We start from the raw sequence: 19,775 nt of genomic DNA on the forward strand, positions 1-19,775 counted from the left end.
CAACATGACGACCTTTCCGGGGATGTCCGGCAACTTTGTGCTGGTGGACGCACGACCGGCCACAACGCCCTTCAAGCCATGCTCCGGGTTGTTCCGAATGAGGAGCACGCCACGGGCACTGCCCACTGCTGTTTAGCATGTGGCACTATTTTATACCCCGCGTTTACACATTTCGAAGCAACGCTATTGCTCCGCTCCAACATGCAGGCGGGAGCGTCGGCGCCGTTGGCAGCGTCGGCATATGTGCGGCGGCCCGACTATCGAGAAAACGACGCGCGCGTGCAGGCGACGTGGCGTGCACGGCATCCGGACTATTGGCGTCAGTATCACGCAACGCACCCGGCCTATCGGAAGCGAAATTGCACCCTGCAGCGAACCTCGTCGACCTGTTGCACGCGGAAGTGGTGTCGACGTTACCTGCCTCGCTCGAGCAGCAGCAATTCAGCGTTGCAACGTAAGCGCCGCATTTTGCCGCGTCCCAGACAGTTGTGCCGAATACCTCCGTGAGGAAGACTCGCTGCCTGAGATAAAGCTCCTAATTTTTCTGGAAAACGTGCCGATAAATGAAGTGTGGTCGGTGCGGCGCATTAGGCTGTTGGCTATACTGATGACGTAAATGCGGATACCTCTTCAAAACAAGGGGCAATACTTGAATAATGACTTGATCTTATTGCTTCGCCGTACGGCGGAACACAAAAAACCAGAGCATACATGGGCTGCTAAGAGATTTGTTAATCTGGTATTTGTCGGTGCAGCGGTTTATATATGGCTAACTACGGCAATTCTGTATATAACCGCTATAGTGGCGGCACTCGGATCTTCCGCTGCTAACCCAAAAATGCCAATGGAAATTGAGGACTTCGCTGTTGTTGGCGTAAGTGCGGGGATGTTCATCATGACGTCCGCTGTATGGCACAGGGTTCCAGAAATGCTAGCCGATTTCGGTCACCATCTTGAAGATTTTGTGGGGAGGCCGGTTGTTATTGTTCAGGCAATTTGCTATGCCTTAGTTTCGGATCGCTTCTGGTACATCCGAAAAGCTGTTGGTTGGCTGGCGGTCTTTGGCGTATTTTTGCTAATCCTATGGGGCGTTAGAATAACGGCACAATTTTCCCCGGCGATCCCCCACCGATTCAACGCCGGAACTGCGCTGTCGCATTTCATGACACCTGAAATGCTTGTTTTTACATTTGGCGTGCTCGTAAATGCAACAATTTCCGTGCTCGCGATTCGATTTGGATTTTCTAGAAAGTGGAGAGTAATTTTCGCCAAGCCAAAGTACGATGACGCTAAAGAGATAAAGCTTGCTAGTAATGCGACCGTGCCCGCCTACCGACTGGTTCATGCATCGGACCTACATATAACAGCATGTGAGCGCACCGGCATGATTGAAACCGGAGAGTCGATTTCAGATGAGTCGCTGCGTGCAGTGTTCGGAGCCATCGAAAACGATGCTATGGATTGCGAAGCCGTATTGCTTACGGGTGATATTACCGATGATGGTGCGGCGGAATCGTGGCATCGCTTTCTACGATTCTTACCTGAAAGTCTGCGCAATAAGGTAATCCTGTTGCCAGGAAACCACGATCTCAATCTTCAGCAAGGTGGTGCGAAGAAAGGCAACTATGTTGAGCGATGCCTAAACTGGTTGAAGCTTGTGGTATTTCTAAAGGCGGAGCGACTCGATAGCTTCGGACGTCGAATGCGCCAAATTCGCGCAATGTGCGTGATGACAGAGCTGATGGGAGAGCGCGCGTATCTTATCGATAAACGAACAAAAAAATTAACAAAGCTTAAGGATTATTTTGAGAGTCATTCTGCAGCGATCCATGCTCACATTGGCAGCAGCGTGGGGCCGCGAACCGCGATGAATCAGATTTGGGACGATATGTTTCCAATGGTGGTGCAATCCGGTAATCCAAAAGTTGGTTTGATTCTTCTCGATAGTATTAAGGCGGCCTCGGTTAATATGACCAACGCGATCGGAGCAATGCCGTCAAGTGCGATTTCGACGTGCGAATCCCTTATGGCAGAGACAGCCGATAAGTTTGAGTGCTTCGCGATAGCATTACATCACCATCTTGCGATTCCATCGGGCAACAACTGGCGAGACAGATTCAAGAGTGCATTTTTGGTGTTCGAAAATGCGATCGAGCTAGTGGAGATGCTCACAAGGCGAGGAGAGCCGTCGGTAGTGTTTCATGGGCATCGCCATCGAGAATATATGGGTGTCGTCGAGAATAGCGAAGTTTCTGTAATTGCTACTGCATCGGCGACAGTCGGGTCCCACGGACGAGTTGGCCACGGAAGCTGGCGGGTTGTCGAACTAGCTACCGATAGAGGGGCGTGTCGCCTGAATACATTGCCTTCGAGTCGCAGAGTTACGCCCTAGACCTCACTTCCACAAGCCCGGGGTGAGAACGGCGGACGTGTTAATGCTCGAGTTCCAATGGGACGCTTGCGCTGCGAATGAGGCCGCATTTCGTCTGATATAGTTGGCTAAACTCATCCGTGACGGAGGAGACCAGATGCATCAGGGGCGAAGTGGATGGCGAAGGCACAAAACATCATCGGCTGGGTTCTTGTCTCTAAGCATGACGTCGCCGAAGCGGAGCGCGCGCTACTCGATGAGAGCAAGGGTGTCCGGGACGAACTGGGGATCCTGCAACTGCACCAAGTAATCTCTGACACGCTCTTTCCCGGAACCTCAGTTCTTCACACAAGACTGCGCTACGCGCTCTTCGTCCCGTGGATGATGATGCGGGCAGCCGAAGATTCGCCGCGCTCGCCGGGCAAAGCGCTTGAACAGCTGGAAGTACGACTGACTAAGAAGCTAGTCGACGGGCTGAAGGACGCCCCCAACGCTGACGGCGTGATCGGACGGAGGAAGTACCCCAACCCGGCCTCGCAACCACCGTCTTTTTCGTATTGGACAGCACTGTCGGCGTGGGGGCTTCTTTCCCCGCGTTTCCGAGGGCTGACCAGGGATCAAGTCCTTCGCCATCTCATTGATGCGAAATCTACACTCCGCAGTGGTGTAAAAGACGAGCAAGGACGCCCCCTCTCGGATGCCCCCTTGCCGTTCGCGAGTCTTCCTCGTGAACCCGACAGTTTTTGGGACGAATCTCCTGACACATTCGATCTGCGGCCCGACGAGTCGACATTTCTCAAAAAGCACCTCGGAGCGGTGGTCGATACACGGGCCCAGCAAAGTCTCCTCTCGAATCTCGCGATAACCGACAAAGCGCCGACCGCCGATCGGCCGTGGCTCGATCTGATCGTGCACAGCGTAGCAACGGATCAGCACAAACAGATGCTTGAGTTTGCACGTAGATGTTCGTCCCTGGGTGGCGTTTGTCGAGCGCTGTACCTAGCGATGGTGGAACGCCATGCTGCCGACATTGGTTTCGGATCCGTCGGCCCACATCGCGATCGCCTGAGAGCGCTGCTCGAAGAGCACGCGGACACGGCCATCTCACTGGATCTCAACGAACTTTCGCAAAGGGGGATCAAGTTTCTACCAGACGATCCATTGCCCCAACTCTTCACCGAAACACAAGAGTGGATTAGGGGGAGGAAGAAGTCGGTGGACGCGCTTCTGCCCTGCTACCGGAGTACGGAGCGGTATCGAAAAAAGGGAAGAGCGCGTCTTGGTGAGACCGATGTCGCAAGGGCCAGGCTCGCACTCTGGGCAGAAAAGGAAGCGGGGGCACAGGCCGAGCCACTGCATTTCCGATGGAACAACGTTCGCCAATTACTCGTTGACTTGCATGCAGCCCCGGAAAAACAGAACCGCGCAAAAGCCGGATCCACTTGATAAGTCCGATCTGGAAATACGTAAGCACCTGCCATCGGTGCCACTGTTGAATCACCTTTCACCCCCGGAAGGTTGGCGACTGGATCGCGCTTTGTGCGCATCGTATTCGGCAAACCCCTCGGTGCTTTGTGCGATGCTGCTTGCGATGATCAATAGGAGCAAGGACAACGCCAAGGGCTCGCGCGTAGCTTTGGTGCGAGCCATGCGCGCACTTAAAGGCCGTGTCCATTTCCTGCTCCAGGAGGGGCGCATCTCCGCACCGCGGAGTTTAGAGGCGCTTCCGGGCATGCTTGACCGGTTCGTGGTCCCGATGCGTTACGACGAAGCGGGACAGTTCGGTAGATCTTGGCACCCGAAGGTTTGTTTGCTGCGCTATCGGCCGGCGGACAACAACATACTGAAAAGAGGAGAGCCCGCTTTCCTATGGAGGCTTTGGCTCGGGAGCCGGAACTTTACGAAGGACGACAGTTGGGACCTTGCCCTTTTCCTGACTAGCGCGGGCACAACTGGTAATACTGTCTCCGGCGTTCGCCAACTGGGGGAGAGCCTCGCGCAGGCCGCGGAGCTGCTTGCCACATGGGCGCCGTTGCTGGGTGAGTTGGATGGTTTAACTTGGGACGTCCCGCGCGGCATTAAGATCAAGGAAATCGGTCTTCATGTGGAGCGCAGCGCATCGCGGCAGTTTCCTGTACTACCGGCCTTCCCCGATTGCCTGATTGCGACCGCGCCTTTTCTGGACGTTACCACGTTAAAGAAGTTAGCAACTTCCACAGGCACAGCGGATCGGGCGTTAGTTTCGACTCGCCCGTCGCTGGAGACCATCGCAAAGAAAAACAGCGACGCGCTGGCAGATTACTCGCAACTCTATTCGCTCTCGCCAGTCAGCGAGGACGCGTTAGACATTGAAGGAGTAGATTCCGGGGAGCATGATCAAGATCCCGAGGCAAGAGGCCTTCACGCCAAGTTCATATGGGCCCAGTACAAGGACCGCAACATCCTCTATCTGGGGAGTCCGAATCTTACACAGCGAGGTTGGCGGTCGAACGCCGAGATCTACGCCCACATCGAGACTTCACGCGATGCGGCCGCTGCGGTGGCGCTCGCCGAAGGATTTCACGCTTTTAAGCAGCGGTGTCATCGGATCGAGTTGGCTTCACTGAAGCCCGTACCAACGACGTCGACCGTGCAGGATACTCTGGAGGAAACGAGAAAAGAGGTCGCAGCAAGACTGGAGCTTCGTCAGTACCGGGAAGCGAGCGGAGAAGTTATCGTACGCGCCGAAGTGCCGCCACAACTACCACTTAACGCGTGTCTTTACGTTGGGCGAATGTGCGAACCGCGAACACTATGGCCGAATGGCGCTTCGGAGGCGCGACTGCCCAGTGCAAAGCTCGAGAAGGAAAGCGAACTCTTGCATCTCGAGTTGACGTGCGATGGACACTCATTGCATTGGCTGCAGAGCGCAACTTTCGACGGAGGGCTCCCAGACGAGCGCGACGATGCGATGGCTTCTTCGTACTTGGGCCTTTCGGGCCTGCTCGACCTGTTTGCGGACGAACTCGAGACACATGGTTTGTCAGATATTGATCGCCACCAATGGGATCACAATCCGACCCAGAAGGAGCGGCAACGCGAGAAGTCTCGCCTGTTGGGATTTTCGTTGGAATCGGTATTGGCAGCTTGGCGGCGAGCCGGCGCGTCGGGGCCGGATGTCGTGCAGCGTGCTTCGAAGGTACTTGAATTAGCCAGCGCGCACATCGCTTCGACATCGTCCGATCGCGCGGAGCTTCGGCAACTGCAATCACTTTTACTAAGTTGGGGGGCCGTCCAGGTCGCACTCGGCGGAGGTGAGAGGTGAAGCGTCAACCGAAGGCTTTCCAGCGAGCCACGATCCGGCATGTTGTTGCTGCTTTGAATCGTGGATCGGCACGCAGATTCCTCGTGGCGGATGAGGCTGGATTGGGCAAGACGATGGTGGCCCGCGGCGTCATCGAGGCCTTGACGGACGAGAAACGCAGCTGCCTCACGGTCTTCTATGTCTGCAGCAGCCAACCAATCGCGTCGCAAAACGCAGATTCACTACTGTCGTTCCTCGACGAGGACGAGATCGCCGCAGCGCGCACAAAGATCGACCGACCGAGCTTGCTGCCTCTCAGCGACTTGCCTCGGCATAGAAAAGTAAGGCTTTTCACTTTGACGCCATCGACCGCGTATTCCGGCGGTCGCCAAGGGCTGCAGCGCGGCCATGCTCTCGAACGTGCATTAGGCTGCGCCTTCCTGCAACATCTCCGAGGAAGGCGGAGCAAGCGCATGCAGGAGCACCTTTCAATGGGTGTCGCAAAGTTTGACGAGTATGTGAGGAAGTACCGGGCGAGCCTCACCGCAAAGGTCCGGGAAAATGATTTAGAGACTCGGCGCATTCTGAGAGCTTTTCGCAGCGAATTGATGATTGCTGTCGCTGCCAGCCGCACGCACTTTTGGAACGCATTCGACAAGCTTCTGAATGAAAATGCGGCCCTGATGGCATCCATCGTGCGGAACGCCATGGCAGCGGCAGTCCTACGCGCGCTAAAACCCGACCTAATCATTTTCGATGAGTTCCAGAGGTTCCGAGAACTCATGTCCCGCAGCGAAAAGGATCTTTCGAAGGATCCCCGCGTGCGTGGGGCTCAGAAGAATATCATTGACATTCTATTGGCTCGCACGGAGCCGGCACGTCTTCTGATGTTGTCTGCGACGCCATACGAGGCGCTTGCGTCCGGTATCAACGCACGCCACCGCCACGAAGACGGCGACAGCGATTTCTTCGAAATCGTCAGGTTTCTCTTCGAACACGACGCACGAGGAGTACATCACTTTCAGCGGGTCCGGGATCAGTTCGGTATTGTCGAGAATGAGCTCAGAAGAAACTCGCCGGATTCGACCGCCGCTTGTCAGGCGCGGGAGGAACTCACCCGGTTGCTGCTGAAAGTGATGTGCAGGACAGAGAGGCCGCGACAAAAGCGCCAAGGGATGCTGCTCGACGCTCCGCCTCTGTCGCTCGCCGATCTGCGAGTGTTTGAGGACTTTGCTACACCTATGGACAACCATGTGCAACCGTGGGCGGTTCCACTCTGGGCCTCGGTACCAGCGCCGATTCAGACGCTTGGTTCGAAATATCAGTGCTGGAAGGGCACGCGATTCACCGGATCGAAGCCGATTCTTCGTCGAAAGGAAATCGCCGACGGGGTTATCCCGCGAAGCTGGCCGCACCCGAAGCTGCGGGGGCTATTCGCGGCGCTGCCTGCGAGCTCTTTGTCGCTTCCGTGGTTGCGGCCATCGCTGCCATGGTGGACGTTGAAAGGGCCATGGTCTTCGTCGAATGCGTCGAGAGTCGATGGAAAGGTGCTGGTATTCAGCCGCTTCGCGGCCACGCCCGCCGCTGTTTCAGGTCTTGTGAGCTATGACGTAGAAACTCGCATGCTCGGCTCGGCACGCGAGGCTAGGAAGGGGTATGAAGCCGTCGCGAGAGCTTCCCACTTTAAGGTGACTGCCGACGCGCCTGCGATCTTCACTCTTTTCTTCGCGAGTTCGTTTTTGGCTTCAGCGAACCCGCTCTTGCGAGGTGTACCCAAAACGGTCGCAGCAGCGAAGGCGGTAATTCGTCGACAACTCCGCGACCGTTTGAAGATAAAAGTACTGAAGCAAGTGAAGCGCAAGCTGATGAAACCGCATGTGCTTCTCATTTCACTCGAAATGCGGCAAGGGAGCTGGAATGCAGGACGCGACGCCTGGGTGAAGGCGCTCGTGTCAGGTGGCTCGGTCGCTCGACAGGCCGCAGAATCGGCACTGAGCGACTGGGAGGCGAAGGCCGATCCGGCGTTCAATGTTCTCGCCGAATCAGAATTTGATCTCCTTGTGAACCTTACCCTCGATTCACCAGGAGTAGTCGTCGAGCGAGCACTTCGCCGTCATTGGACGCAAGTTCCAACTGACAAGCCGGAACCATCGCGCGGTGCCATGCAACGCGAAGCGGTGCAGGCCTTGCTGCTTGGAGGCTTCCGAAAGTATTTCGATAAGCCGTGGTTCGCAACTACTCTCCGTAGAGCCGGTCTTCGATCTGAAGGCAAAACAAGGGGAAGATCCAAGGACTATCCCTCGGCTCTGCGAGCAGCCGTTGTCGCCGGCAATCTCGAGTCAGTGCTGGACGAGCATTTCTGGACCATGGCGAAATCGGGCAAGCCTTGGGATGAGGGACTGAAAGAGCTCACAGATGCACTAAATGTCTCCGGTGGCCGAGCGCTGTTCCGAGAGCGCGGAAAGAACACGAGTCGCTTTGACTTGCGTTGCCACGTCGCCATGCCTTTGCACCCAGGAAAGACCGAGTCCAATCAGTTGTCCGGCGAGCGCCCCGCGCGTCCCGACCAGGTGCGGCACGCGTTCAACAGCCCTTTCTGGCCGTATGTCGTATCGACGACCAGCGTCGGCCAGGAAGGCCTCGATTTCCATTTATGGTGCAGATCCGTCTGCCATTGGGATCCTGCTCGCGGCCCTGTGGAATTGGAGCAGCGTGAGGGTCGCGTCGCGCGGTTCGCAGGGCTGGCAATACGGCGTGCTTTGGCAAGCCACAAGGAGCGCCCAATGTTGCCAGCGAACGCAAGCCCGTGGGCGTCTATTTCGGAATGGGCCACAACCATCGAAGATCCAGCAACACAGATGCAGCCGTGGTGGTGCCTTGACGAGGCCGAAACAGTCCAATGCTATTTCGCACCAGCTGGCAGTCGCGAGCATCAACAACGCGAACTACTGGAGCGCGCTCGCGCACTTTACCGTCTCGTGCTGGGAACGACCAATCCGGAGCCCCTGCTTGAAGAACTTGAAGTCGACTCGACTGTAACCCCGGAGTGGGCTGCGTCTGCCTCACTCAACTTGGTTCCGCCGCGGTGAATGATGACAAGCTCACGTCTGTCTGCGACGAGCAGCCTGTGCCCCACAGGGGCACAGGCTGACGTAGGTCGGCGTGTTCCCTCGAACTCGGAGTGTTCCAGGCAGTCCAGTCAACTCCGTGCTCTCGAGTCCAGCTAACCGTGCACTAATCCAGCCAATTCCGTTTCCCTGCAGTCGGGCGGTGTTAAACGTCAATATTCCCCGCCCGCAACGCATTCGACTCAATAAACGCCCGCCGCGGCTCCACATCATCCCCCATGAGGGTAGTAAAGATCCCATCCGCAGCGATCGCGTCTTCGATCTGCACACGCAGCAGACGCCGCACCGCCGGATCCATCGTCGTTTCCCACAGCTGCTCGGGGTTCATCTCGCCGAGCCCCTTATAGCGTTGTTTGGAGACGTTCCGCTCGGCATCCGCCAGCAGCCACTTCATCGCGCTCTTGAAGTCCGCGACAGCCATGCTGCGCTCACCGCGCTTGATGACCGCACCTTCCCCAATAAGCCCCTTGAACGTATTCGCGGTGGTCACGAGCTGCTGATAATCCGCGGTGTGCTGGAATTCCTGGTCGATGACCGAAACGCGCACGTTGCCGTGATGCGTCCGCTCGACATGCAGCGCCCGCTGTTCGCGAACCGCGTCATACGAAGGCACAACCCGCACTTCGTTCTTCAGCGCTTCATCATGCAAAGCAGCGTGCAGCGCCTTAGCCGAAGCCTCGGTCGAAGCCTCGTTGGAGAGGTCGATCACCACCCCATCCATAACGGCTTCCAGCGCGGCCGGGTCATACAACCGGCTCAACCGCTCGATGACGCTCTGCGACAGCAGATACGACCGTGCCAGCTCCCCAAGCGCATCGCCCGAAATCGCCGCCGCATTTTCACCCGGCACCAGCTCCGACCCTTGCAGCGCCAACCGCAGCATATGCGCGTTGAGCTCCACGTCGTCCTTCAGATACCGCTCGTCCTTGCCCGCCTTGATCTTGTAAAGCGGCGGCTGCGCGATATACACGTACCCGCGCTCGATCATGTCCGGCATCTGCCGATAAAGGAACGTGAGCAGCAGCGTCCGGATGTGCGCACCGTCGACGTCCGCGTCGGTCATGATGATGATGCGGTGATAGCGGAGCTTGTCGAGGTTGTAGTCTTCCTTGCCGATGCCGCAGCCGAGCGCGGTCACAAGCGTGACGATCTGTTCCGACGACAGCAGCTTGTCGTAGCGCGCCTTCTCGACGTTCAGCACCTTGCCGCGCAGCGGCAGGATCGCCTGGAACTTCCGGTCACGCCCTTGCTTCGCCGAGCCACCTGCCGAGTCACCCTCGACGATGTAGATTTCGCACTTAGCCGGATCCTTCTCCTGACAGTCCGCGAGCTTGCCCGGCAGGCCGACGCCGTCGAGCACGCCCTTGCGACGCGTCATTTCACGCGCCTTCCGCGCAGCATCCCGCGCCCGAGCAGCTTCAACGATCTTCCCGCAAATGATCTTCGCGTCGATCGGCGTTTCCAGCAGGAACTCCTCCAGCGCCTTCGCCACAACTTCCTCAACCGGCGCACGAACCTCGGAAGAAACCAGCTTGTCCTTCGTCTGCGAGCTGAACTTCGGCTCCGGCACCTTCACGGACAGCACGCACGACAGCCCTTCGCGCATGTCGTCGCCGGTCGTCTCGACCTTCGCCTTCTTCGCGATTTCGTTGTCGGTGATGTACTTGTTGATGACGCGCGTCATCGCGGCCCGCAGGCCGGTCAGGTGCGTGCCGCCGTCGCGCTGCGGGATGTTGTTCGTGAAGCACAGCACGTTTTCGTTGTAGCTGTCGTTCCACTGCATCGCGACTTCGACGCCCACGCCGTCCTTCTCGCCGTTGGCGAAGAACACGGTCGGGTGCAGGTTGGTCTTCGTCTTGTTGATGTACTCGACGAAGCCCTTCACCCCGCCGGCGAAGGCGAAATCGTCTTCCTTGCCCGAGCGCAGATCGGTGAGGCGAATCCGCACACCGTTGTTCAGGAACGAAAGCTCGCGCATCCGCTTCGCGAGGATGTCGTAGTGATACTCGACCGTGCCGAAAATCGTCGGATCGGCCATGAAGTGCACTTCGGTGCCGCGGTTCTCGGTGTCGCCGGTCACAAGCATCGGCGACACTTCCACGCCGTCCACCACCTCGAGCACGCGATCCTGCGCGACGCCGCGGTGGAACTCCATGAACCGCTTCTTGCCGTCGCGGCGCACGGTGAGGCGCAGCCAGCTCGACAGCGCGTTCACGCACGACACACCCACGCCGTGCAGACCACCGGACACCTTGTAGCTGTTCTGGTCGAACTTGCCGCCGGCGTGCAGCTCGGTCATCACGATTTCCGCAGCACTGCGCTTCGGCTCGTGCTTGTCGTTCATCTTCACGTCGGTCGGGATCCCGCGGCCGTTGTCGGTCACGGAAATCGAGTTGTCGGCGTGAATCGTCACGTGGATGTCGTTGCAGTACCCGGCCAACGCTTCGTCGATCGAGTTGTCGAGCACCTCGAACACGAGGTGGTGCAGACCGGTGCCGTCAGACGTGTCGCCGATGTACATCCCGGGGCGCTTGCGCACCGCTTCCAGACCTTCGAGGATCTGGATCGACGAGGCGCCGTAGCTGCTGTTATCGGGTTGCGAATTGTGCTGTTCACTCATGGATATCTTCCGGTTCTGCGAGGCCACTCAGGTGGCGGCGCGGTGCGTTTCAGCGAAGGAAATCGCCGGGCCGCTCCAGTTTCCTGGCCCGCCCAAGTGCCGAAAAGGCACTAAAAGGGCGGGTTGTCGGTTCGCCATAAAAACGCCAAAGGGGCTTGCCGCCCCCTGGTGTGTGTCTTGATGTCGTGCGCGTCAGATGCGCATCGGCATCACGACATACTTGAACTCGTCGTTCTCGGGCACGGTAATCAGCGCGCTCGAGCTGGCGTCGCCGAGGCTCACCTGCACGGTGTCGACCTTCAGGTTCGCGAGCACGTCGAGCAGATACGTGACGTTGAAGCCGATGTCGACGGTATCGCCCTGGTAGGCGATTTCGAGTTCTTCCTGCGCCTCTTCCTGATCGGCGTTGGTCGACATGATCTTCAGCTGGCCCGGCGCGATGATGCAGCGCACGCCCTTGAACTTGTCCGAGGTCAGGATGGCCGCGCGCTGCAGCGAGCGCTGCAGTTCTTCACGGCCGATCTCGAACGTGTTCTTGTGCGCCTTCGGGATCACGCGCTGGAAGTCGGGGAACTTGCCCTCGACGAGTTTCGACACGAGCTCGACCTGGCCGAACGTGAACTTGGCCTGGGTTTGCGCGATGTCGATGGTGACGGTGTCGTCGATGTCTTCGAGCAGGCGCTGCAGCTCGAGAATCGTCTTGCGCGGCACGATGACTTCCTGGCGGCCGAACGTGCCGCCTTCGAGCTTCATCGACGAGAACGCGAGGCGGTGGCCGTCGGTGGCCACGGCCATCAGCTGGTCGCCGTCGACGACGAGCAGCATGCCGTTCAGGTAGTAGCGGATGTCCTGCTGCGCCATCGCGAAGTGGACCATGCCGAGCAGCTGGCGGAACGACTTCTGCGGGACGGTGAGCGTGGCGCCGAAATCCTTCGCCTGCGCGACGGTCGGGAACTCGTCGGCCGCCAGCGTCTGGAGTGCGAAGCGGCTCTTGCCCGATTGAACGGTGAGGCGCTTGTCGGCGAGCGACAGCGTGACCTGGCCGTCAGGCATCGCGCGCAGGATGTCGAGCAGCTTGCGCGCCGCGACGGTGGTCGCGACCTGGTCGCCGCCGACGCCGAAATCGGCGCGCGTGGTGATCTGCAGCTCCAGGTCGGTCGACAGGAATGAAACGTCCGGGCCGTTCTTGGTGATCAGCAGGTTGGCGAGGATCGGCAACGTATGGCGGCGTTCGACGATGCCGCTGACCGTTTGCAGCGGCCTGAGGAGGGTGTCTCGTTCGGTCTTGACCAGTTGCATAGAGTTCCTTCGTTGAGTAACGGCCTGCAGCGCAGCAGCCTCGCAGCGCCCCGCCGGCCGGGCTCTTGGCCCGCCACCACCGGGGCGGTCAAACCAGTATTGTGCCTCAAAACCGAACCGCCCCCCTTAAATTGGGGCGGAGGCCGAATTATCAAGCGCGCCGCGCGCTCAGCCCTTCAGCGTTTGTTCCAGCACGTGCAGCTCGTGGTTGAGCTGCGCGTCCTTGCTGCGCTCGTCGGCGATCTTGCGCACCGCGTGCAGCACGGTGGTGTGATCGCGCCCGCCGAACAGCTCGCCGATTTCCGGCAGGCTCTTCTGCGTGAGTTCCTTCGCGAGATACATCGCAATCTGTCGCGGCCGCGCGATGTTCGCGGGGCGCTTCTTCGAATACATGTCGGCGACCTTGATGTTGTAGAAGTCGGCGACGGTCTTCTGGATGTTTTCGACCGAAATCTGCCGGTTCTGCACGGTCAGCAGGTCCTTCAGCGCTTCCTTGGTCAGCTCGATCGAGATCTCGCGGCCGTGGAACTTCGAATACGCGAGGATCTTGCGCAGCGCGCCTTCGAGTTCGCGCACGTTCGAGCGCAGGTGCTTCGCGACGAAGAACGCGACGTCTTCCGAGAGATTCACGCCTTCCGACTGCGCCTTGCGCATCAGGATCGCGACGCGCATTTCCAGCTCGGGCGGCTCGATCGCGACGGTGAGGCCCGAGTCGAAGCGCGAGATCAGGCGATCGTCGATGCCCGAGATTTCCTTCGGATACGTGTCGCTGGTGATGATCACCTGCGCCTTGTTCGCGACCAGCGCCTCGAACGCGTAGAAGAATTCCTCTTGCGTGCGCGACTTGCCGGAGAAGAATTGAATATCGTCGATCAGCAGCAGGTCGAGCGAATGGTAGTAGCGCTTGAAGTCGTCGAACGCCTTGCGCTGGTATGCCTTCACCACGTCGGACACGTACTGTTCCGCGTGGATGTAGCGGATCCGCGCGCCGGCCTTGTCGAGCAGCAGCTGGTTGCCGATCGCGTGGATCAGGTGGGTCTTGCCGAGGCCGACGCCGCCGTACAGGAACAGCGGGTTGTACGAGATGCCCGGGTTGTCCGCGACCTGGATCGCGGCGGCGCGCGCGAGCTGGTTCGCCTTGCCGGTCACGAAGTTGTCGAACGTGAGCACGGGGTTCAGCTTCGAACGCTCGTACATCGAATCGGCTTCGCCGCCGTTCGCGGGTGCGGCACCCGGGCCCGGGCGCCACGTGCGGCGGCCGGCCGCGGCTTCGTGCGCGGGCAGGCTCGGCAGGTCGATGTCGGCGTCGTCGGCGTTCAGGTGGTGCGCGGCGGCTGCCGACGGCGTCATCGGCACGTCGGCCGGCGCTGTGGGCGCAGCGCCGGCGTTCGCGGCCAGGTTGGCGGCGATCGCGGCCACCGCGGCGGCCGGGCCGCTCGGTGCGAGCGGCGCGCGCGGGGCGGCTGCGCCCGATGCGGCGCCGGCCGCGGCACTGCGCATGCCTGCCTTGGGATCGAGGACGAACTGGACTTCGATCGGCGTGTTCCAGAATTCGCGGGCCAGATCGGAGATCCGTCCCGAAAACTGGCTCTTGACCCAGTCCAGCTTGAAGCGGTTCGGCGCGGCGATGGACAGCGTGTTCGCCGACGCATCGAAGGCCACCGGGGCCAAGGGTTTGATCCACGTCACGTACTGCTGGGGCGTCAGCTCGCGCTCCAGCAGTGCGGAACAGTGTTGCCAGAAATCGTTCATCAAGTAACTGTCGTTTTTTGCGTGCACAGCGCGGCTCGCCGGCGCCCTTGTCGCGGTTGCGCAACAAGGCCCGAAGCGGTCGTGCGAGCGTGCCTCGGACGCCTGCGTCACAGTGCTGGAGGGGCAGGCGCGGGCCGAGGCGGCGTGCGGGATTCTTGGAGATAAGGCGAGATTCTACCGCCAAACGCGACCACAGCGCGAGTTATCCACAGGCCGGGATGGTGGGTCGCGGGGCCGGATCGGCGCGGGCCGGCACAGGCGAGCGACTCCTAAAGTATTGACCGTCAAGAGAAAAACGGTTTAAATAGCGGGTTCCGCGAAAACCAATCCTGTATTCCCGGCGATTGCGTTCGCCCGAATGCCTCCGGTTAAGGGCACGCGGTCCCCTGAATTTCGACATTCTCGAACAAGTGAGAACATCATGAAACGTACTTACCAACCGTCCGTGACGCGCCGCAAGCGCACCCATGGCTTCCGTGTCCGCATGAAGACGGCAGGTGGCCGCAAGGTCATCAACGCTCGCCGCGCGAAGGGCCGCAAGCGCCTCGCCATCTAAGGCAGGTTGCGCGCTGTGTCCGCCGTCCGCAGTCCTGCGGAAGGTGCCGTCGAGCCGGGTGCGAATCCGTCGCAGACGAAAGCCGCCTTCCCGAAAGCTGCGCGACTTCTGAAAACGGATGAATTTTCATCCGTTTTTCGTTTGCGCCCCTGGCGGCGCTCCGCGCACTTCGTGATTTACGGCAAGCCGACCGGTCAGCCCGCGCGTCTGGGGCTCGTCGTCGGCAAGAAGTATGCGCCGCGTGCGGTAACACGTAACCTCGTGAAGCGGCTGGCGCGCGATGCGTTTCGCTTGCGCCGGGCCGAGTTCGCCGGTTACGACCTGCTGCTGCGGCAGCACACGCGCTTCGACAAGAAAGCGCTGCCGAGCGCGGCTTCCGCCCCGCTCGCGGCGATGTGCGCGGCCGAGATCCGCGAGCTGCTCGACAGGGCAGTCCGGGAAATCGCCCGCCGTGCGTCGAAGCCCGCGTCCGAGTGACGCATCCGTGCCCGGTGCGGCGTTCGCGCCTGCCCGGCCGGTTTTGACGCGGCGTCGTACGGCGCCGCCCAAGGTATGGAAACGGTATTGATCGCCTTGCTGCGCTTCTACAAGGTTGCCGTGAGCCCGATGCTCGGCAACCGTTGCCGTTTTTATCCTTCCTGTTCGGATTACGCGCGCGAGGCAATCCAGTATCATGGCGCCGCGCGCGGCACGTATCTCGCCGTCAGGCGCGTGTGCCGATGCCATCCGTTTTCCGCGGGCGGCATCGACCTCGTCCCGCCGCCCAACTCCGACACTCGCGCTCGCGGCGAAGCCGACGCGCGGTCCCATCGACTCTGAGACAACGCATGGATATCAAACGCACCGTCCTATGGGTGATCTTCTTCATGTCAGCTGTCATGCTGTACGACAACTGGCAGCGGTCCCATGGACGCCCGTCGATGTTCTTCCCGAGCGCCACGCAGACGGCCCCCGCGGCCGCTGCCGGCGGTGCATCGGGCACGGGCGCGACGACGACCGCAGGTGAAGTGCCTGCCGCCGCAGCCGGCGCCGCCCCGTCGACCACTGCTCCGGCCGCGCAGGCGCAGCTCGTGAAGTTCTCGACCGACGTCTACGACGGCGAAATCGACACGCGCGGCGGCACGCTTGCCAAGCTGACGCTGAAGAAGCAGGGCGACGGCAAGCAGCCCGACCTGTACATCACGCTGTTCGACCACACGGCCGGCCATACGTATCTCGCACGCTCGGGCCTGCTCGGCGGCGATTTCCCGAACCACAACGACGTCTACACGCAGCTGAACCCCGGCTCGACGTCGCTGACGGGCGACCAGAACGCGCTGAAGCTGTCGTTCGAATCGCCGGTGAAGGGCGGCGTGAAGGTCGTGAAGACCTACACGTTCACGCGCGGCAGCTACGTGATCGGCGTCGACACCAAGATCGACAACGTCGGCACGGCACCTGTCACGCCGACGGTCTACATGGAACTGGTGCGCGACAACACGGCGGTCGAAACGCCGATGTTCTCGCATACGTTCCTCGGGCCGGCGGTCTACACGGACGCGAAGCACTTCCAGAAGATCAACTTCAGCGACCTCGACAAGAACAAGGCCGACTACGTGACCTCCGCCGACAACGGCTGGGTCGCGATGGTGCAGCACTACTTCGCGTCGGCCTGGATTCCGCAGCAGGGCGTGAAGCGCGACATCTACGCTGAAAAGATCGATCCGACGCTGTACCGCGTCGGCGTGAAGCAGCCGGTCGCCGCGATCGCGCCGGGCCAGTCGGCCGACGTGCAGGCACGCCTGTTCGCCGGTCCGGAAGAGGAGCGCATGCTCGAAGGCATCGCGCCGGGCCTGGAACTCGTGAAGGACTACGGCTGGGTGACGATCATCGCGAAGCCGCTGTTCTGGCTGCTCGAGAAGATCCACGGCTACATCGGCAACTGGGGCTGGTCGATCGTGCTGCTCACGATCCTGATCAAGGCGGTGTTCTTCCCGCTGTCGGCTGCGAGCTACAAGTCGATGGCGCGCATGAAGGAAATCACGCCGCGCATGCAGGCGCTGCGCGAACGCTTCAAGAGCGATCCGCAGAAGATGAACGCCGCGCTGATGGAGCTGTACAAGACCGAGAAGGTCAATCCGTTCGGCGGCTGCCTGCCGGTCGTGATCCAGATCCCGGTGTTCATCTCGCTGTACTGGGTGCTGCTCGCGTCGGTCGAAATGCGCGGCGCGCCGTGGGTTCTGTGGATTCACGACCTGTCGCAGCGCGATCCGTTCTTCATCCTGCCGGTGCTGATGGCCGTGTCGATGTATGTGCAGACGAGCCTGAACCCGACTCCGCCGGACCCGGTCCAGGCGAAGATGATGAAGTTCATGCCGATCGCGTTCTCGGTGATGTTCTTCTTCTTCCCGGCCGGCCTCGTGCTGTACTACGTCGTGAACAACGTGCTGTCGATCGCACAGCAGTACTACATCACGCGCAAGCTCGGCGGGGCCAAGAAGAAACCGGCCTGACGCCCGTTGCATACGCGGGCGGCGAGCCGCCCGCGATGCACGCAAAAAAAGCCGCATGGTTCGCGCCATGCGGCTTTTTGCTTTTGCGGTGCCGGTGCGGGTTCAGCCTTTCTTCGATTCGCCCGAGTCGCCGTAGAACTGCTCGACCAGTTCCTGCACGAGGTAGCGATGATGCGGCGACAGCGCTTCGATCTTCGACGCGAGTTCGATCGTCTCGGGCGTCGGCGGATAGCGCTCGTCGCGCGGCAGCGGTTGCGGCGTCGGATGTTCGATCACGCTCGGCGACGGGCCGTAATGCAACCAGTGGAGTTCGACGCGCAGCCATTCGGCGAGCGTGGCGAGTTTGTCCGACGTCGGAATCGTGCGACCCGTCAGCCACTTATGCGCGGTTTGCGGCGAAACGGGTTGCGCTCCGCGGTGGCGCAGATTGAATCGGTTCGCCAGTTCGGTCGCACCGGTGATCTTCTCCGGGCTGCGCCGCAGGGCGAATTTCAGGCGTTCCGAGAACGCGGCTTTTTCTTCGGATGTCGGCATGGGGGAGATTGTGCAATTCCACCACCACGTTTCAGACAACCATTCGGGCTAAACGTATCTCGTTCAGACGAATCCCGATCTCGATCGGAGTGGGGGGCAAAATTGAGGGCCACAGTGTTGGGCCGCTCCAGCAGGCATACTCGTCCGAAACCGTCGTTGTGACATGGCGCCGGACTGATACTTGGCTTATCCCCGGCGGGATAAATTCGGGCGCGTCCGAATCCAGCGTGGCGACCGATGGCGTGTGAGCCGGCACGCTACAATGCCGGCGTTCCGATGCCCGAACTGTTGCGCGGGCGCACCATATTCACTGATCACCCGACTCATCCGATTCCCATGCTCGCTACCGATTCCGATCCGATCGTCGCCATTGCCACTGCTGCCGGCCGGGGTGGCATCGGGGTCGTCCGTGTATCGTTCGGGCGCGGCGGCGAGGCGGCCGCGTTGCCGCTGATCGACGCGTTGTGCGGGCAGAAGCTCGCGCCGCGCCATGCGAGTTACGTGCCGTTCCTCGACGAGCACGGCGCGCCGCTCGACCGCGGGATCGCGCTGTACTTCCCGGCGCCGCATTCGTACACCGGCGAGCACGTGCTCGAGCTGCAGGGGCACGGCGGGCCGATCGTGATGCAGCTGCTGCTGCAGCGCTGCCTGGATGCGGGGCGCGGTTTCGGGCTGCGGCTCGCGGAGCCCGGCGAATTCACGCGACGCGCGTTTCTGAATGACAAGCTCGATCTCGCGCAGGCCGAGGCCGTCGCCGACCTGATCGAGGCGAGCACCGAGGCGGCCGCGCGTTCGGCCGGGCGCTCGCTCGACGGCGCGTTCTCGCGGCAGATCCATGCGCTCGTCGACGACGTGATCACGCTGCGGATGCTGGTCGAGGCGACGCTCGATTTTCCGGAAGAGGAGATCGATTTCCTGGAGGCGGCCGACGCGCGCGGCAAGCTCGCGAAGATTCGCGCGCAGCTCGCGCACGTGCTGGGTGATGCGCGGCAAGGCGCGCTGCTGCGCGAAGGATTGTCGGTCGTGCTCGCGGGGCAGCCGAACGTCGGCAAGTCGTCGCTGCTGAACGCGCTGGCCGGCGCGGAGCTGGCGATCGTCACGCCGATCGCGGGCACGACGCGCGACAAGGTCGCGCAGACGATCCAGGTCGAAGGGATTCCGCTGCACATCATCGATACGGCCGGGTTGCGCGAGACGGAGGACGAGGTCGAGCGGATCGGCATCGCACGCACGTGGAGCGAGATCGAGCGGGCGGACGTCGTGCTGCATCTGCTGGATTCGCGCACCGGGATGACGGCGGATGACGAGACGATTGCCGCGCGGTTTCCGGGCGGCGTGCCGGTGGTACGCGTGCTGAACAAGACGGACCTGACCGGCGTGGCGGCGTGCGTCGAGCATCCGGCGGCGGAGGGCGACCTGACCGAGGTGCATCTGTCGGCGAAGCGCGGCGACGGGATCGACATGCTGCGCGCGGAGCTGCTGCGGATCGCCGGGTGGCAGGCCGGGGCGGAGGGCGTGTATCTCGCGCGGGAGCGGCATCTGATCGCGCTGCGGGCTGCGCAGGAGCATCTCGCGCAGGCGGCGGATCATGCGGAGCAACGCGCTCAGTCGCTCGATCTGTTTGCCGAGGAACTGCGGCTCGCGCAGGAGCAACTCAATTCGATTACCGGGGAGTTCACTTCGGATGATCTGCTGGGGGTGATTTTCAGCAGGTTTTGTATCGGGAAGTGATGCCCGCGG

At 60.8% G+C, this 19,775-nt stretch carries 13 protein-coding genes; 9 read left to right on the forward strand and 4 right to left on the reverse strand.

Annotated features, from left to right (window positions below; genetic code table 11):
- Positions 1 to 649: 649 nt before the first annotated feature.
- The 4 genes from VK92_RS40755 (at position 650) to VK92_RS27590 (ending at position 8,743) form a co-directional block, all read left to right on the forward strand.
- Entirely contained in the window at positions 650 to 2,392 is a 1,743-nt protein-coding gene (locus VK92_RS40755) for a metallophosphoesterase family protein (protein WP_165589106.1), read from the forward strand.
- A gap of 156 nt (positions 2,393 to 2,548) precedes the next feature.
- A complete protein-coding gene (locus VK92_RS27580; protein ID WP_048027956.1) occupies positions 2,549 to 3,817 on the forward strand; it encodes a DUF6361 family protein in 1,269 nt (422 codons plus the stop codon).
- A 133-nt stretch (positions 3,818 to 3,950) separates the two neighbouring features.
- Complete coding sequence (locus VK92_RS27585) at positions 3,951 to 5,675, forward strand: phospholipase D-like domain-containing protein (protein WP_048025598.1); 1,725 nt, start codon at positions 3,951 to 3,953, stop codon at positions 5,673 to 5,675.
- A complete protein-coding gene (locus VK92_RS27590) occupies positions 5,672 to 8,743 on the forward strand; it encodes a hypothetical protein (RefSeq protein WP_131723235.1) in 3,072 nt (1,023 codons plus the stop codon). Before VK92_RS27585 ends, VK92_RS27590 begins: the two co-directional genes overlap by 4 nt.
- A 184-nt stretch (positions 8,744 to 8,927) precedes the next feature.
- Here the strand turns inward: VK92_RS27590 and gyrB are convergent, their stop codons facing one another.
- From gyrB to dnaA, 3 genes are all read right to left on the reverse strand, one after another.
- On the reverse strand, positions 8,928 to 11,402 hold the full coding sequence (gyrB, locus tag VK92_RS27595; protein ID WP_021163999.1) for a DNA topoisomerase (ATP-hydrolyzing) subunit B: 2,475 nt from the start codon (positions 11,400 to 11,402) through the stop codon (positions 8,928 to 8,930).
- Between the two features lie 192 nt (positions 11,403 to 11,594).
- Positions 11,595 to 12,701: a DNA polymerase III subunit beta gene (gene dnaN, locus VK92_RS27600; protein WP_006756934.1), complete on the reverse strand. Its 1,107-nt coding sequence runs from the start codon at positions 12,699 to 12,701 to the stop codon at positions 11,595 to 11,597.
- Positions 12,702 to 12,869: 168 nt separating this feature from the next.
- Positions 12,870 to 14,453: a chromosomal replication initiator protein DnaA gene (gene dnaA, locus VK92_RS27605; RefSeq protein WP_048025599.1), complete on the reverse strand. Its 1,584-nt coding sequence runs from the start codon at positions 14,451 to 14,453 to the stop codon at positions 12,870 to 12,872.
- Between the two features lie 421 nt (positions 14,454 to 14,874).
- On the opposite strand from dnaA, the gene rpmH reads away from it, so the two are divergent.
- The 4 genes from rpmH (at position 14,875) to yidC (ending at position 17,501) form a co-directional block, all read left to right on the forward strand.
- A complete protein-coding gene (rpmH, locus tag VK92_RS27610; RefSeq protein WP_004198824.1) occupies positions 14,875 to 15,009 on the forward strand; it encodes a 50S ribosomal protein L34 in 135 nt (44 codons plus the stop codon).
- A 15-nt stretch (positions 15,010 to 15,024) separates the two neighbouring features.
- Complete coding sequence (gene rnpA / locus VK92_RS27615; protein WP_021157986.1) at positions 15,025 to 15,486, forward strand: ribonuclease P protein component; 462 nt, start codon at positions 15,025 to 15,027, stop codon at positions 15,484 to 15,486.
- Positions 15,487 to 15,561: 75 nt separating this feature from the next.
- On the forward strand, positions 15,562 to 15,828 hold the full coding sequence (gene yidD / locus VK92_RS27620; RefSeq protein WP_006750110.1) for a membrane protein insertion efficiency factor YidD: 267 nt from the start codon (positions 15,562 to 15,564) through the stop codon (positions 15,826 to 15,828).
- Between the two features lie 8 nt (positions 15,829 to 15,836).
- Complete coding sequence (gene yidC, locus VK92_RS27625; RefSeq protein ID WP_027788804.1) at positions 15,837 to 17,501, forward strand: membrane protein insertase YidC; 1,665 nt, start codon at positions 15,837 to 15,839, stop codon at positions 17,499 to 17,501.
- A 102-nt stretch (positions 17,502 to 17,603) separates the two neighbouring features.
- Here the strand turns inward: yidC and VK92_RS27630 are convergent, their stop codons facing one another.
- Positions 17,604 to 18,035 (reverse strand): helix-turn-helix domain-containing protein, encoded by a 432-nt coding sequence (locus VK92_RS27630; protein ID WP_021157984.1) that lies wholly within the window; start codon positions 18,033 to 18,035, stop codon positions 17,604 to 17,606.
- 336 nt (positions 18,036 to 18,371) lie between these two features.
- Between VK92_RS27630 and mnmE the strand changes: the two genes are divergently transcribed.
- Entirely contained in the window at positions 18,372 to 19,766 is a 1,395-nt protein-coding gene (gene mnmE, locus VK92_RS27635) for a tRNA uridine-5-carboxymethylaminomethyl(34) synthesis GTPase MnmE (RefSeq protein WP_027788805.1), read from the forward strand.
- Positions 19,767 to 19,775: the final 9 nt, after the last annotated feature.

It is taken from the genome of Burkholderia sp. LK4 (genome assembly GCF_001043615.1).
Lineage (GTDB): Bacteria > Pseudomonadota > Gammaproteobacteria > Burkholderiales > Burkholderiaceae > Burkholderia > Burkholderia cepacia.